This window comes from Micromonospora sp. NPDC049282, from assembly GCF_043197045.1.
Classification (GTDB): domain Bacteria; phylum Actinomycetota; class Actinomycetes; order Mycobacteriales; family Micromonosporaceae; genus Micromonospora.
In genome coordinates, this window is the sequence record NZ_JBICSL010000030.1 from 1 (window position 1) to 14,212 (window position 14,212).

The following is a 14,212-nucleotide window of genomic DNA, read 5'->3' on the forward strand; positions in this document are numbered from 1 at the left end:
GACGCCCTCATCGCCCTGGCCATGCTCAACCTCGGCGGTCACCGCCCCCAACTCCCCAACCGATGACCCACACATCCATCACAAGACCCATATTTATGACCGAGAGGTATACCGCTGGAAAGTGATGTCTGGTGTCCGAGCGCTACGGAGGGTGATGGCATGGGGTGGGAGGCGCTCATCGACAGGCGGCTAGGCTGGTTCACCGTGCTCGTACTGGTGGTGGACTCCTCGACGCCCGCGGTGACCGCGGCGCTGGTCGAGGTCTCGGCGGACGGCGTCGCGCTCCGCGCGTCCCGGTGCACGGTCGACGCCCGGGCTCACGGCGAGCTGCTCGCGCCGCAGGTCGACGCCGTGCTCGCCGACATCGGCGCGCGCCCCGCCGACCTGGCCGCGATCGTCGCCGGGCTCGGCCCCGGCCCGTTCACCGGGCTGCGGGTCGGCCTGGTCACCGCCGCGACCATGGGCCAGGTGCTCAACGTCCCCACGTACGGCGTCTGCTCGCTGGACGGCCTCGCCCAGCCGGCGGCCCCGGGCCGGCGGCCGGACGCGGACGCGGGCGGGCCGGCGGACCCGGGCCGGGCGGCGGGCGCCGGCGGGACGGTGCTGGTGGCGAGCGATGCGCGGCGCCGCGAGGTCTACTGGGCCGTCTACGACGGCGCCGGCCGGCGCCTCGCCGGGCCGGACGTGGCCGCCCCGGCGGTCGCCGCCGAGCGCGCCCGGGACCTGGCGGTCACCGTCGCGGTCGGCGACGGCGCACATCGGTACGCGGACGTGCTCGGGCTGCCGGTGCGGGACGAGCCGCGGTATCCGGACCCGCTGGCGCTGGCCGGTCTCGCCGCGGCGCGGATCCGCGCGGGCGGTCCGGGCGAGCCGCTCACCCCGCTCTACCTGCGCCGCCCGGACGCGGTGGCGGCCACCAGCCACAAGCCGGTCCTGCGATGAGGCTGGGTCGGTTCCGCTGGTGGCACGTCGACGAGGTGCTGCCCATCGAGGCGGACCTGTTCGGCGCCGAGCGGTGGTCCCCGGGGATGTTCTGGAACGAGCTCGCCAACGGGCACTTCTATCTGGTCGCCACCGACGACGACGGCAGCGTGGCCGGCTACGCCGGGCTGGCCGTGTCCCCGCCCGACGAGGCGTGGGTGCAGAACATCGCGGTCCGCCGGGACGCCCAGCGCCGGGGGGTCGGCCGCCTGCTGCTGGAGGCGCTGCTCGCCGAGGCGGCCCGGCGCGGTGTCCGCAGCACGCTGCTGGAGGTCGCCGCGGACAACGCGCCGGCGCAGCGCCTCTACGCCACCTACGGCTTCGAGCCGATCGGCGTGCGGCGCGGCTACTACCAACCGAGCAACACCGACGCGCTGGTCATGCAGCGCAACGAGGACTGACGGGCATGGCTGACGAACCACTGATCCTCGGCATCGAGACCTCCTGCGACGAGACCGGGGTGGGCATCGTGCGCGGGCACACGCTGCTCGCCGACGCGCTGGCCTCCAGCGTCGAGGAACACGCCCGGTTCGGCGGCGTGGTGCCCGAGGTGGCCAGCCGGGCCCACCTGGAGGCGATCGTGCCGACCATGGAGCGGGCGCTGCGGGAAGCCGGCGTCACCATCGCGGACGTCGACGCCATCGCGGTGACCTCCGGGCCCGGCCTGGCCGGCGCGCTGCTCGTCGGCGTCGCCGCCGCCAAGGGGTACGCGGTGGCCGCGGAGAAGCCGGTGTACGGGGTGAACCACCTGGCCGCACACGTGGCCGTGGACACGCTGGAACACGGGCCGCTGCCCGAGCCGGCGATCGCGCTGCTGGTCTCCGGCGGCCACTCCTCGCTGCTGCGCGTCGACGACCTGGCCCGGGGCGTCGTCCCGCTCGGCGCCACCATCGACGACGCGGCCGGGGAGGCGTTCGACAAGGTGGCCCGGCTGCTCGGGCTGCCGTTCCCCGGCGGGCCGTACATCGATCGGGAGGCCCGGGCCGGGGACCCGGCCTCGATCGCGTTCCCGCGCGGGCTGACCGCCGCGAAGGACCTGGCCGCGCACCGGTACGACTTCTCCTTCTCCGGCCTGAAGACGGCGGTGGCCCGCTGGGTGGAGGCGCGGCAGCGGGCCGGCGAGCCGGTGCCGGTGGCCGACGTGGCGGCGTCCTTCCAGGAGGCGGTCTGCGACGTGCTGGTCGGCAAGGCGCTGGACGCCTGCCGCGGCAGCGGGATCGACACGCTGGTGATCGGCGGCGGGGTGGCGGCCAACTCGCGACTGCGGGCGATGGCCGAGCAGCGGGCCGAGAAGCACGGCGTCCGGGTGCGTACGCCCCGGCCGAAGCTCTGCACGGACAACGGCGCGATGGTGGCGGCGCTCGGCTCGCATCTGGTCGCTGCGGGCGTCGCCCCGAGCCGACTGGACCTGCCGGCCGACTCCGCGATGCCGCTGACCGTGGTCAGCGTCTGACCGGGGAGGAGACCGACATGATCGTCCGGATGTGGGAGGCGAAGGCCGAGCCGTACGGCTTCGCCGACCTGATCACCTGGGTCTGCGAGACCGCGCTGCCCGAGTTCGAGCACGACCCGATGCACGTGGCCAGCGAGGTGTTCTCCTCCACCGACCACCGGCTGGTGGTCATCTCCAAGTGGCGGAACAACCCGCGGGACCTCCCCGAGCCACCCATGCGCCTGGTCGCCCGGCCGCCGCACAGCTGGGACTTCACCGAGGTCGACCGCTAGGGCCGTCGCCCCGGGACGGGCCGGCACGGGGGCCGGAATTGGTTGGCGTCCGCTCGGCTCCGCCACCTAGCGTCGGTGGGTCATGCGCTTCTCACCGGCCGGCGATCCCGGCACCCCCGACGCGCGGTCCGCCACCCGTTACCTGGTGTGGCTCGCCGGGCGACATCCCGTGTACTTCGGCGGCGGCCTCACCCTCGGCGTGATCTGGATGCTGGCCCAGGCGCTGGTGCCGGCCGCGATCGGGCGGGCGGTGGAGGCCGGGCTGGCCCGGCGCGACCCGGACGCGCTGCTGCTCTGGGCCCTGGTCCTGCTCGGGCTGGGCCTGGTCCAGGCCGGCGCCGGCATCCTGCGGCACCGCTGCGCGGTGCACAACTGGCTGGGCGCCGCGTACCGCACGGTGCAGGTCACCGTGGACGCCACCAACCGGCTCGGCGCCGCGCTGCCGCGTCGGGTCGCCGCCGGCGAGGTGGTGAGCATCGGCACGTCCGACATCGAGCACATCGGCAGCGCGGTCGACATCACCGCCCGGGGCGCCGGGGCCGTGGTCGGCATCGTCGCGGTCGCGGTGATCCTGCTCGACGCCTCCCTGCCGCTCGGCCTCGTGGTGGTGCTCGGGGTGCCGCTGCTGATGGCGCTGGTGGGGCTGTTGATCCGGCCGCTGCACCGGCAGCAGGCGGCCTACCGGGAGTCGACCGGCCGGCTCACCGCCCGGGCCGCGGACATCGTCTCCGGCCTGCGGGTGCTGCGCGGGGTGGGCGGGGAGCCGGTGCTGGCCGCCCGCTACCGGGAACGGTCGCAGGCGTTGCGCGCGGACGGCCTGCGGGTGGCCCGGGTGGAGTCGCTGCTCCAGGCCGCGCAGATCCTGCTGCCGGGCGTCTTCGTGGTGCTGGTGACCTGGCTCGGCGCCCGGTTCGCGTTGCGCGGCGAGATCACCGCCGGTCAGCTGGTTTCCTTCTACGGCTACACCGCGTTCCTGGTCAGCCCGCTGCGCAACCTCACCGAGGCGGCCGACAAGCTGACCCGGGGGCACGTCGCGGCCCGTCGGGTGGTCCGGCTGCTCCGGCTCGCGCCGGAGTTCACCGACCCGGCCCGCCCGGTGCCGGTGCCCGACGGGCCGGGGGAGCTGGTGGACGTGCGCTCCGGGCTGGTGCTGCGGCCGGGCCGGCTCACCGCGCTGGCCGCCACCGCGCCGCAGGACGCCGCCGAGATCGCCGACCGGCTCGGCCGGTACGTCGACGGGGACGTGACGCTGCACGGCGTACCGCTGCGGGACGTGGCGCTGGCGACGGTGCGGGAGCGGATCCTGGTGGCCGACAACGACGCGCAGCTGTTCAGCGGCGTGCTCCGCACGGAGCTGGACCCGCACGACCGGGCCGACCGGGCCGCGGTCGAGGCGGCGCTGGCCGCGGCGAGCGCGACGGACGTCGTCGAGGCACTGCCCGGCGGCCTGGACGGCGCGGTCGCCGAACGCGGCCGGGAGTTCTCCGGCGGGCAGCGGCAGCGGCTGCGGCTGGCCCGCGCCCTGGTCGCCGACCCGGAGACGCTGATCCTGGTCGAGCCGACCAGCGCCGTGGACGCGCACACCGAGGCGCACGTCGCCGACCGGCTGGGCGCGGCCCGACGCGGTCGCACCACGCTGGTCTGCACCACCAGCCCGCTGATGCTCGGCCGGGCCGAGCACGTGGTCTTCGTGGAGGACGGCAAGGTCGTCGCCGAGGGCCGGCACGAGGAACTGCTCGCCACCGAGCCCCGGTACGCGGCCACGGTGAGCCGGGAGGAGGACCGATGAGCAACGCGCTACCCGTCGCCGACGGCGCGCGGGTACGCCGGTACGTGCGGGAGCTGATCCGGCGGCACCCGCGCGGCCTGGCCGCCGTGCTCGGCCTGCACGCGTTGGCCGCGGCGGCCGGGCTGGTCACCCCGCGCCTCCTCGGCGACCTGGTCGAGGGCATCTCCCAACGCGTCGGCGCGACGACCGTGGACCGGGTGGTCGCGGCGATCGCCGCGTTCGTGGTGGTGCAGTCGGTGCTGGTCCGCTTCGCGCACCTGGCCTCGGCCCGGCTCGGCGAGCGGATCCTGGCCGAGCTGCGCGAGGAGTTCGTCGACCGGGTGCTCGCGCTGCCGCTGTCCACGGTGGAGCGGGCCGGCACCGGTGACCTGCTCACCCGCACCTCCCGGGACGTCTCCGCGCTGTCGAGGACGGTCCGCTTCGCCGGGCCGGAGACGCTGATCGCGGCCCTCACCGTGCTGCTGATCCTCGGCGCGCTGGCGCTGACCGGGCCGCTGCTGGCGCTGCCCAGCCTGCTCGCGGTGCCGGTGCTCTGGGCCGGCACCCGGTGGTACCTGCGCCGCGCGCCACAGGGCTACCTGCGGGAGAACGCCGCCTACTCGGACATCACCGACGGGATCAGCGAGACGGTCGACGGGGCGCGGACCACCGAGGCGCTGCGCCAGGCGGCCCGCCGCCGGGCCCGGGGCGACACCGACATCGAGCGGTCGTACGCGGCCGAGCGCTACACGCTCCACCTGCGGACCGTGTTCTGGCCGGTGGCCGAGTTCGGCTACCTGGTGCCGATGGTGGCCACCCTGCTGATCGGCGGCTGGTTCCACCTGAAGGGCTGGGCCAGCCTCGGCCAGGTCACCGCCGCCACGCTCTACGCCCAGCAGCTCACCGACCCGATCGAGCGGCTGCTCGGCTGGCTGGACGAGTTCCAGGTCGGCGGCGCCTCGCTGGCCCGGCTGCTCGGCGTGGCCGTGGCGAAGGACGAGCGGCCCCCGGCGCCCACCGGCGCGGGCCGGCGCGACGCCGACAGTCGACTGGCCGCGCACGACGTCCGGTACGCGTACCGGACGGGACACGACGTGCTGCACGGCGTGACGCTGGTGCCCCGGCCCGGGGAACGGCTGGCCATGGTCGGTCCGTCCGGTGCCGGCAAGTCCACGCTGGGCCGGCTGCTGGCCGGCGTGCACACCCCGACCGCCGGCGCGGTGACCGTGGACGGCCGGCCGCTCGACGGGCTGCCCCTGGACGAGCTGCGGACCCACGTCGCGCTGGTCAGCCAGGAGCACCACGTGTTCATCGGCACGCTCGCCGACAACGTGGCGATGGTCCGGCCGGCCGCCGGGCCGGCGGAGGTGCGCGCCGCGTTGGCCGCGGTCGACGCGTCGGACTGGGCGCAGGCGTTGCCGGATGGCCTGGACACAGTGGTCGGCGCGGGCGGGCACCCGCTGACCCCGGCGCAGGCGCAGCAGCTCGCGCTGGCCCGGCTGGTGCTGGCCGACCCGCACACGCTGGTGCTGGACGAGGCCACCTCGCTGATCGACCCGCGGGCCGCCCGGGCCCTGGAGCGCTCGCTGGCCGCGGTGCTGCACGGCCGGACCGTCATCGCCATCGCGCACCGGCTCTTCTCCGCGCACGACGCGGACCGGGTGGCGGTGGTGTCCGACGGCCGGATCGTGGAGCTGGGCTCGCACGACGAGCTGGTGGCGGCCGGCGGCTCGTACGCCGCGCTCTGGCGCTCCTGGCACGGCTGAGATGTAAGGAGGGGGCCCCGGTTAACGCCTGGCGTTGTACCGGGGCCCCCTGTTAACAACAGCTCAGCTCAGGAGCGGCGCATCAACCGCCAGGTCGCGTACCCGCCGGTGCCCAGCGCGAGCAGGAACACCGCCCACACCACGCCGGTGCCGACCTGGAGCCCGCTGGTGTTGCCCACGTTGGCCTGTGCGGCGGCGACCAGCGAGTCGCTCTGCGCGGCCGGCAGCGCGGCCGGCGGCAGCTGCTGCCAGCGGACCAGCCCGGTGCTCTCCAGCATGGTCATGTGGTCGTTGACGAACTTGTTCGCGTCCTCGGCGAGCTTGCGCACGATCGGGTCCCGGGTGCTGGCCCGTACCGCTCCGATCACCGGGAAGATCTTGCCGTGGGCGACCCGGAGCCGGGTCACGAAGATCTGGTCGAACCGGGCGCCGGTGGCGTTCTGCATCTCGGTCAGCCACCCCTTCTGCTCGGTCGTCGGATCCGTCGGCAGGACCGCGCCCAGCTTGTTGGCCGCCTCGACCACCAACTGGTCCAGCACGCCGTGCTGGCGGGCGATCTCCGCCCCGATCTCCCGTACCCGGGGGGACTGGCCCTTCTCGGCGGCCATCGTCCCGGCCGGCATCTCCCACAGCCCGGCCAGCCGTACGCCGTTGAGCAGCGTCATGTCGGCGGCGTTCATCTGCACGCCCGGGTTGGGTGCGGCCTGAGCCGCGCCGGGAAGAACGCCGATCCCCGCGCCGATCGCGACGAGCAGCAGGGTCACCCGGTGCGCCAGCCGGCGACGTGCGGATTCCAGCGATGCCATGGTTGGGTTGCCTCCTCGATCCGGACCGCTACGCGGGGTCATGGACGGCCGTGCCCACCGGCCGCCCGTCCGCACACTGGTACGGATCACCGGGCCGATCAGTTCAGCGGGTCGGCCAGGAGACGTTCGAAGGCCAGCTCGGCGGCGCCCACAAGCGCAGCGTCGTCGCCGAGTTCCGGGGTACGCAGCCGCACATGCTCCAGGCAGGCGGGCAGGCCGTTGCGGTTGAGCCGACTGCGCACCTGGGCGGCGGCGGCCAGGTAGAGGTCGCGCATGGTGCCGCCGAAGATGACCATCTCCGGGTTGAAGATGTTGACCAGATTGGCCACGCCGAAGCCGAGCCAGTCACCGGCCTGCCGTACCGCGCTCTGCGCGCGGGCGTCCCCACGGTCGGCGGCGTCGAAGACGGCGAGCAGCGCGTCCCGGCCGCGCTCCTCGGCGCGGCCGGCGGCGCGCAGCAGCCCGTGCTCGCCGATCTCGGTCTCCCAGCAGCCGCGCCGGCCGCAGTCGCAGCGCGCACCGTCGCGGACCACCACCATGTGGCCGACCTCGCCGCCGTAACCGCCGTGCCCGGTCAGCCGCCGCCCGCCGGCGATGATGCCGGCGCCCACGCCGACGTCGCCGTACAGGTAGATGACGTTGTCGCAGCCGTTGGCCGCGCCGCGGGCGTGCTCGGCGAAGGCGGCCACGTCGGCCACGTTGCCCACCGTGATCGGTACGTCGATGCCCAGCTCGGCGGCGAGCGCCGCGCCGATCGGCTCGTCCACCCAACCGGTGGTCGGGCTGAGCCGCACCAGCCCGTCGTCGCGGCGGACCATGCCGCACACCGCCACCCCCGCGCCCACGCACAGCGAGTCCGGCGGCACCGCGTGGTGCATCTCCTTGACCGCGCCGGCCAGCAGCGGGGCGGCCTCCCCGGCGACCAGGTTGCGCGGCCGGTCCAGCTCGCGGCGGTCGAGCACCTCGCCGCCGAGCCCGACCCTCGCGGCCCGCAGCCGGTCCACCTCCACGCTGTACGCGTACGCGTACACCCGTCCCGACTCGGGCCGGACGACAAGTGACGGTCGTCCGGCCCGGCCGGTCTCCTTCGGCGTCCCCTCGCTGACCAGACCGGCGCCGGCCAGGTCGGCGGTCAGCGCGCCGATGGTGCTGCGGTTGAGCCCGAGCGCGGTGGTCAGCTCCGCGCGCGTGGTGGCGCCGTGCACGTGCACGTAGCGGAGCAATGCGCCCAGGTTCTGCCGGCGGATCTCGTCCTGACTGGGTCCCGCGCGCATTGCCACTGCCATGGTGTGTCCGTGCCCGGGTCAGCGCACGCCGGTGGCGGCGGCGCGCCGTCGCGACAGCGCGTCGATGGTGGCGGCGGCGAGCAGCACCACGCCGGTGACCACGTACTTGACGCCCGAGCTGTATCCCATCAGTCCCATACCGTTGTCGATCACCGCGATCACCGCGCCACCGAGCACGGCGTCGAGGACCCGGCCCTTGCCGCCGAAGAGGCTGGTGCCGCCGATCACCGCCGCGCCGACGGCGTAGAGCAGCACGTTGCTGCCACCGGTGTTGGGGTCGACCGAGTTGGCCCGGCTGGCCGCCACGATGCCGCCGATGGCGGCCATCCCGGAGCAGATGACGAAGACGGAGATGCGGATCTTGTCCACGTTGATGCCGGCCCGGCGGGCCGCCTCGGCGTTGCCGCCGACCGCGTAGATGTGCCGGCCGTAGCTGGTGCGCTGGAGCACGAACGTCCAGACGACCAGCAGCAGCGCGATGATCGGCACCACGATCGGCACGCCCTTGAGTGAGACCACCAGGACGTTGCGGCTGCGCTCCAGGTTGAGCACGTAGACCGCGACACCGAGGATCACGGCGAGCCCGCCGATCCGCGCGGCGACCACCGCGATCGGGTCGGTGAGCAGGCCACGCGCGGACCGGTTGCGGTGCCGCAGCAGCTGCACGGCCGCGTATCCGGCGACGGCGAGCGCGGCCAGCGCCCAGCCCAGCACGGGGGAGATGTTGCGGTTGGCGATCGCGACCAGCACGTCGTCGCGGACAGCGATGTTGGCGCCCTCGTCCATGAGCGTCAGCACGACGCCCTGGAAGGCGAGGAAGCCGGCGAGCGTCACCACGAAGGAGGGGATACCGACCTTCGCGACCAGCATGCCGAGCACGACGCCGATGACCACGCCGGTGACGACGGCGGCGAGTGTCGCCACGTACCAGGGGTAGCCGAGCACGGTCACCACGTTGGCCAGGATCGCGGCGCAGACGCCGCTGGCGAAGCCGGCGGAGAGGTCGATCTCGCCGAGCAGCAGGACGAAGACCAGGCCCATCGCGATCAGCGTGACCGCCGCGCCCTGGGTGAAGAGGTTCGCCAGGTTGCCGGCGGTGAAGAACGACGGGCGGGCGATCGAGAAGCCCACCGCGAGCACGAGCAGCATGATCACGGCGGGCAGGGCGCCGATGTCGCCACCGCGTACCCGCCGCCAGTAGTTGCTCACGTGGCTGCCCACGGTCGGCGTCGGCGTGACGCTGGCCGGGCCTTCCTTCTTCACGGCGGTGGCGGTCATCGGACGGCTCCTGGGGTGGTGTCGGCGGGCGCGGCGCCGGTGCCGTTGCTGCCCGGCTCGCTGGTGAGGCCGAGGTCGCCGGAGCGACCGGCGGTGATCAGCTCGACCACCTGCGAGTGGGTGATGTCGGTGGTCTTCACCTGGGCGACCATCTGGCCGAGGTAGAGCGCGGCGATCCGGTCGGAGACGGCGAAGACGTCGTTCATGTTGTGCGAGATGAGCACCACGGCCAGGCCCTTGTCCGCCAGCCGACGGACCAGTTCCAGCACCTGGGCGGTCTGCGCGACGCCGAGCGCGGCGGTCGGCTCGTCCAGGATGACCAGCCGGCTGTTCCAGAGCACCGCCTTGGCGATGGCCACCGTCTGCCGTTGCCCGCCGGAGAGGCTGGAGACGTGCTGGCGCAGCGACTTGACGGTGCGGACGCTGAGGCCGGCAAGCGTCTCGGCGGCCATCTGCTCCATGGTCGGCTCGTCGAGCACGAGGCCGCTGCGCTTCTCCCGGCCGAGGAACATGTTCTGCACGATGTCGAGGTTGTCGCAGAGCGCCAGGTCCTGGTAGACGACCTCGATCCCGAGCGCGGCGGCGTCCCGGGGGCTGTTGATGCTCACCGGCCGGCCGTCGAAGAGGAACTCGCCGGCCTCGGTGGGGTAGATGCCGCTGATGCACTTGACCAGGGTCGACTTGCCGGCGCCGTTGTCGCCGACAAGCGCGGTCACCTCGCCGGGGTGCGCGGCGAAGGCGACGTCACGCAGCACCTGGACGGGACCGAAGCTCTTGTCGATCCCGCGTAGCTCCAGCAGGGGGTTTGCGGACACGGGGGTCTCCTTTGGGCGGAGGAAGGTCTCGGATCCCGTCCGGCGTGGGCGCCGCCCGGCACGGACTGGTCCCGTGCCGGGCGGCGCCGCCTGAGGCGGGGTGGGTCAGCTCACGCCGGCGTCGGTGCAGAGCTTCGCGAACGCACCGGTGCAGAGTTCTTCCTTGGTGACGTAGCCGTCGGCCACGACGTCCTTGACGCTGTCCTTGTAGATGGCCTTCGGCTCCAGCAGCACGGCCGGCACGTCCCGGTTGCCCTCCGGGTCCTTGACGGTCTGGCCGGTGTCCTTCTTCTCGCCCTTGGCGAGCGCGATGGCCAGCTCGGAGGCGGCGTCCGCCTCCTTCTTGACCGCCTTGTAGACGGTCATGCACTGGTCACCGGCGAGGATGTTCTGCAGGCCCTCCTTGGTGGCGTCCTGACCGGTCACCGGGACCTTGCCGTTGAGCTTGTTCTTCTTCAGCACCGAGATGGCCGCGTTGCCGAGGCCGTCGTTGGCGGCGAGCACGCCGTCGATCTTGCCGTTGGCCTTGGTCAGCTGCTGCTCGAAGATGGTGGCGGCCTGCGCGTTGTCCCACGCCGGCACCGGGTCGTCGGCGACCTTGGTGTATTCCTTCGAGTCGAACTTCGGCTTGAGCACCGAGTCGTACCCGTTCTTGAACAGGGTGGCGTTGTTGTCGGTCGGCGAGCCGTTCAGGTACGCGATCGACGGGTTCTTGGCGCCCTTGTCGGTCAGGCACTTGCTCAGGCCCTCGCCCTGGAGCTTGCCGACGGCCTCGTTGTCGAAGCTGACGTAGTACTGGGCGGAGCCGCCCAGGGTCAGCCGGTCGTAGTCGATGGTGGCGACGCCCTGCGACTTGGCCTTGTCGAGCACGGCCTTGCCGGTGCCGGAGTCCAGGTTGACGATCATCAGCACGTTCACGCCGTTGGTGATCATCTGGTCGGCGATGGTCTGGAACGCGGTCTTGTCGTTCTGCGCGTTCTGGATGTCGGACTCGACGCCGGCCTTGTCGAACGCCTCCTTGAGGTACTTGCGGTCCGCGCCCTCCCAGCGGGCGGAGGACTTGCTGTCCGGCAGGATCACGCCGATCTTCGGCTTCTTGTCGTTCGAACCGCCGGCCTTGTCGGAGGAATCGCCGTTGTCACCGCAGGCGGCCATGCTGCCGGTCGCGAGGAGACCGACGGCCGCGAAGGTGAGGAAGCCCTTGCGCATGTGCACGGGTCCTTTCGGGGGGTGGGGGAGTTGCTTTCGGTGTTTTGTTGTGTCCGGCAACGTATTCCGCGTTTCCCGCCCTCCGCAAGAGTGCCGAGGTCAGAAGTTTGTTGGCGGCGGTAACAATTCAGCAACGCGGTTGTCACCCGGCCGACACCGGCTGCGGAAACGCTCCCAGCGGCCGGAGTCAGCCGGCCGCGATCGGGGCGGTCACGGCCCCGGTCAGGGCTACCAGGTCGGCCGGCGCGAGCTGTACCTGGAGGCCCCGGCGACCGGCCGAGACGTACACCGTGGGGTGGGTCGGCGCGGACGCGTCGACCACGGTCGGCAGCGCCTTGCGCTGCCCGAGCGGGCTGATCCCGCCCCGCACGTATCCGGTCGCCCGCTCCGCCACCGCCCGGTCGGCCAGCGCGGCCCGCTTGCCGCCGACCGCCGCGGCCAGCGCCTTCAGGTCCAACTCCCCGGTCACCGGCACCACCGCCACGGTCAGCAGGCCATCGACCTCGGTGACCAGCGACTTGAACACCCGCTCCGGTGGCACCCCGAGGGCGTCGGCGACCAACGCGCCGTAGTTCGGCGCGTCCGGCGAGACGTCGTACGGGTGGATGGTGTGCGCGATCTTCCGCCTGGTCAGCAACGCGGTCGCCGGAGTGCCCTGTCCCGCCATGACCGTCAAGCTAACCCGGGCGCCGCCGTGCGGCGAGCCGGAACGGGCCGCGCGGCGCCCGACCGGCGACCGGCGGTCACCCGGCGGCCGGCACCGGGCGGCAGATCAGCACGGTGGGCGCGCCGGCCACCCGGGTCAGCACCAGGCTGGCCCCCTCGTCGCCGGTCAGCCGCAGGTCGCGGCGCAGTTTCTCCGGCTCCAGCGCCGACCCCCGCTTGAGGATCTCCACCCGGCCGACCCGGCGCTCCCGCAGCAGGGCGCGCAGCCGCTTCAGCGAGAACGGCAGCACGTCGGTGATCTCCAGGCAGCGGGCGAACGGGGTGGGACGCGCCGCGTCCGCGTAGAGGTAGGCGATCGACGGGTCGGCGAGCGTGGCGTCGAGGTCGGCGGCCAGCTCCGCGACCAGGTGCGCGCGCACCACGGCCGGGTCCGGGTCGTACAGGAACCGCCGGATCGCGCCCACCTCCGCCTCGTCCGCGCCGGTGCCGGTGAGGTGACAAGAAGGGGCCCCGCCTCTACCGGAGGCGTTAACCGGGGGCCCTTCCTTGCTCCGCAGCAGGGTGGCGCGGCGGGGAACGCCGGCCAGGTCGCCGCACCAGAGCGTGGCCTCCACCAGGTCGCCGTCGACGCTCACCCACTCCGCCTCGGCGCCGGCCGGGATCAGCGCGTGGTCCAGGCCGGGCGCCACCTTGACCACGGTGCGCGGCACCCGCGCCGCCAGCCCGGTGACGAAATCCCACGGCGGGGAGTAGGCGTTCGGGTCGAAGATGCGCCGGCCGGTGCCGGCCCGCCGCCGCGCCGGGTCGCAGAACGCGCCGTCGACCCGGCGCACGTCGAACGCGGTGGCGTCGCCGCACTCGATCGTGACCAGCTCGGCCAGCCCGGCCGCCTCGGCGTTCGCGGCGGCCATCGCGGCGGTCACCGGGTCGGCCTCCACCCCGTACACCCGGATGCCGGCGCGGGCCGCGGCGAGCGCGTCGGCGCCCAGCCCGCAGCCGAGGTCGGCGAGTCTGGTCACGCCCGCGGCGCGCAACCGGGCGGCCCGCCGGTCGGCGACCACCCGGCGGGTGGCCTGCTCCAGCCCGGCGCGGGTGAGGAACATCCCGGCCGCCGCCGCGCCGAACTTGCCGGCCGCGCGCCGGCGCAGCTCCGCCTGGGTCAGCGCCGCCGCGGCGAGCCCGCCCGGGATCCCGGCCGAGCGCAGCGCGGCCGCCGCCGCCAGCGGGTCGCCGCCGGCCACCCGCGCCGCCGCGGCGAGCGCGGCCGACCCCTCGGGGGTACGCAGCGCGTCGAGCTGGTCGAGATCCACCCGACCATTCTCCCGACCCGTCCCGAGGGCGACACGGTGGGCGGGGGCTGGCACTCTCCTTGACGGAGTGCTAGCCGAGGAATAACCTGCGATTAGCACTCTCACCCTGAGGGTGCCAACCTTCGGACCCTGGTGTCCGGGGGTTGAACGCCAGGCGGACCGGCACCCGCGACGACGGCCCCGCCCGGTGGCATGTGGCAGATTGACGCTGGTCGGCACGCCGACCGGTAACGACACCAAGTACCCCAGGAGGGTATGCCCGTGACTACCGCGACCAAGGTTGCGATCAAGCCGCTCGAGGACCGCATCGTGGTGCAGGCGAACGAGGCCGAGACCACCACCGCCTCGGGCATCGTGATCCCCGACACCGCCAAGGAGAAGCCGCAGGAGGGCACCGTCCTCGCTGTCGGCCCGGGCCGGATCGACGACAAGGGCAACCGCGTGCCGATCGACGTGAAGGTCGGCGACACCGTTCTCTACTCGAAGTACGGCGGCACCGAGGTCAAGTACGCCGGCGAGGAGTACCTGGTGCTCTCCGCCCGCGACGTCCTCGCGGTCATCGAGAAGTAAGCAACCGATCAGTGTCGTTGCCCCGGTCCGGC

General features: G+C 73.5%; 13 protein-coding genes and 1 pseudogene. 7 read left to right on the top strand and 7 right to left on the bottom strand.

The features are described from left to right. Positions 1 to 204 precede the first annotated feature (204 nt). The 6 genes and pseudogenes from tsaB to ACGFI2_RS29700 all read left to right on the top strand — a co-directional run bounded on the left by tsaB (position 205) and on the right by ACGFI2_RS29700 (position 6,240). Positions 205 to 942 (top strand): tRNA (adenosine(37)-N6)-threonylcarbamoyltransferase complex dimerization subunit type 1 TsaB, encoded by a 738-nt coding sequence (gene tsaB / locus ACGFI2_RS29675; RefSeq protein WP_393523335.1) that lies wholly within the window; start codon positions 205 to 207, stop codon positions 940 to 942. Further along, complete coding sequence (gene rimI / locus ACGFI2_RS29680; protein ID WP_393523251.1) at positions 939 to 1,382, top strand: ribosomal protein S18-alanine N-acetyltransferase; 444 nt, start codon at positions 939 to 941, stop codon at positions 1,380 to 1,382. Before tsaB ends, rimI begins: the two co-directional genes overlap by 4 nt. Positions 1,383 to 1,387: 5 nt before the next feature. Further along, positions 1,388 to 2,451, top strand: a pseudogene (tsaD, locus tag ACGFI2_RS29685) (tRNA (adenosine(37)-N6)-threonylcarbamoyltransferase complex transferase subunit TsaD); the annotation flags it as partial. Beyond that, a complete protein-coding gene (locus ACGFI2_RS29690) occupies positions 2,452 to 2,706 on the top strand; it encodes a hypothetical protein (RefSeq protein WP_181570278.1) in 255 nt (84 codons plus the stop codon). It begins immediately after the preceding pseudogene. 82 nt (positions 2,707 to 2,788) lie between these two features. Next, positions 2,789 to 4,495 carry an ABC transporter transmembrane domain-containing protein gene (locus ACGFI2_RS29695; protein ID WP_393523254.1) on the top strand — a complete coding sequence of 569 codons (1,707 nt, stop codon included), beginning with the start codon at positions 2,789 to 2,791 and terminating at the stop codon, positions 4,493 to 4,495. Then, positions 4,492 to 6,240: an ABC transporter ATP-binding protein gene (locus ACGFI2_RS29700; RefSeq protein ID WP_393523257.1), complete on the top strand. Its 1,749-nt coding sequence runs from the start codon at positions 4,492 to 4,494 to the stop codon at positions 6,238 to 6,240. Before ACGFI2_RS29695 ends, ACGFI2_RS29700 begins: the two co-directional genes overlap by 4 nt. 68 nt (positions 6,241 to 6,308) lie before the next feature. Here ACGFI2_RS29700 and ACGFI2_RS29705 read toward each other — a convergent pair whose 3' ends face one another. From ACGFI2_RS29705 to ACGFI2_RS29735, 7 genes are all read right to left on the bottom strand, one after another. Then, positions 6,309 to 7,046: a DUF4142 domain-containing protein gene (locus ACGFI2_RS29705; protein ID WP_393523260.1), complete on the bottom strand. Its 738-nt coding sequence runs from the start codon at positions 7,044 to 7,046 to the stop codon at positions 6,309 to 6,311. A gap of 98 nt (positions 7,047 to 7,144) precedes the next feature. Next, positions 7,145 to 8,320: an ROK family protein gene (locus ACGFI2_RS29710; protein WP_393523263.1), complete on the bottom strand. Its 1,176-nt coding sequence runs from the start codon at positions 8,318 to 8,320 to the stop codon at positions 7,145 to 7,147. A gap of 30 nt (positions 8,321 to 8,350) precedes the next feature. After that, complete coding sequence (locus ACGFI2_RS29715; protein ID WP_393523265.1) at positions 8,351 to 9,610, bottom strand: sugar ABC transporter permease; 1,260 nt, start codon at positions 9,608 to 9,610, stop codon at positions 8,351 to 8,353. Further along, positions 9,607 to 10,425 (bottom strand): ATP-binding cassette domain-containing protein, encoded by an 819-nt coding sequence (locus tag ACGFI2_RS29720; protein WP_393523268.1) that lies wholly within the window; start codon positions 10,423 to 10,425, stop codon positions 9,607 to 9,609. Before ACGFI2_RS29720 ends, ACGFI2_RS29715 begins: the two co-directional genes overlap by 4 nt. Before the next feature lie 105 nt (positions 10,426 to 10,530). After that, a complete protein-coding gene (locus ACGFI2_RS29725; RefSeq protein WP_393523271.1) occupies positions 10,531 to 11,634 on the bottom strand; it encodes a sugar ABC transporter substrate-binding protein in 1,104 nt (367 codons plus the stop codon). A gap of 187 nt (positions 11,635 to 11,821) precedes the next feature. After that, positions 11,822 to 12,301 (bottom strand): Cys-tRNA(Pro) deacylase, encoded by a 480-nt coding sequence (gene ybaK, locus ACGFI2_RS29730; RefSeq protein WP_393523273.1) that lies wholly within the window; start codon positions 12,299 to 12,301, stop codon positions 11,822 to 11,824. 76 nt (positions 12,302 to 12,377) lie between these two features. Beyond that, entirely contained in the window at positions 12,378 to 13,610 is a 1,233-nt protein-coding gene (locus ACGFI2_RS29735; protein WP_393523276.1) for a methyltransferase domain-containing protein, read from the bottom strand. 255 nt (positions 13,611 to 13,865) lie between these two features. On the opposite strand from ACGFI2_RS29735, the gene groES reads away from it, so the two are divergent. Next, positions 13,866 to 14,180 carry a co-chaperone GroES gene (groES, locus tag ACGFI2_RS29740; RefSeq protein ID WP_018222648.1) on the top strand — a complete coding sequence of 105 codons (315 nt, stop codon included), beginning with the start codon at positions 13,866 to 13,868 and terminating at the stop codon, positions 14,178 to 14,180. Positions 14,181 to 14,212: the final 32 nt, after the last annotated feature.

Bases quoted from the DNA above. Each gene is read 5' to 3' on its own strand.
- rimI (WP_393523251.1), top strand. From the start codon at position 939: ATGAGGCTGGGTCGGTTCCGCTGGTGGCACGTCGACGAGGTGCTGCCC.
- ACGFI2_RS29690 (WP_181570278.1), top strand. From the start codon at position 2,452: ATGATCGTCCGGATGTGGGAGGCGAAGGCCGAGCCGTACGGCTTCGCC.
- ACGFI2_RS29695 (WP_393523254.1), top strand. From the start codon at position 2,789: ATGCGCTTCTCACCGGCCGGCGATCCCGGCACCCCCGACGCGCGGTCC.
- ACGFI2_RS29700 (WP_393523257.1), top strand. From the start codon at position 4,492: ATGAGCAACGCGCTACCCGTCGCCGACGGCGCGCGGGTACGCCGGTAC.
- ACGFI2_RS29705 (WP_393523260.1), bottom strand. From the start codon at position 7,046: ATGGCATCGCTGGAATCCGCACGTCGCCGGCTGGCGCACCGGGTGACC.
- ACGFI2_RS29710 (WP_393523263.1), bottom strand. From the start codon at position 8,320: ATGCGCGCGGGACCCAGTCAGGACGAGATCCGCCGGCAGAACCTGGGC.
- ACGFI2_RS29715 (WP_393523265.1), bottom strand. From the start codon at position 9,610: ATGACCGCCACCGCCGTGAAGAAGGAAGGCCCGGCCAGCGTCACGCCG.
- ACGFI2_RS29725 (WP_393523271.1), bottom strand. From the start codon at position 11,634: ATGCGCAAGGGCTTCCTCACCTTCGCGGCCGTCGGTCTCCTCGCGACC.
- ybaK (WP_393523273.1), bottom strand. From the start codon at position 12,301: ATGGCGGGACAGGGCACTCCGGCGACCGCGTTGCTGACCAGGCGGAAG.
- groES (WP_018222648.1), top strand. From the start codon at position 13,866: ATGCCCGTGACTACCGCGACCAAGGTTGCGATCAAGCCGCTCGAGGAC.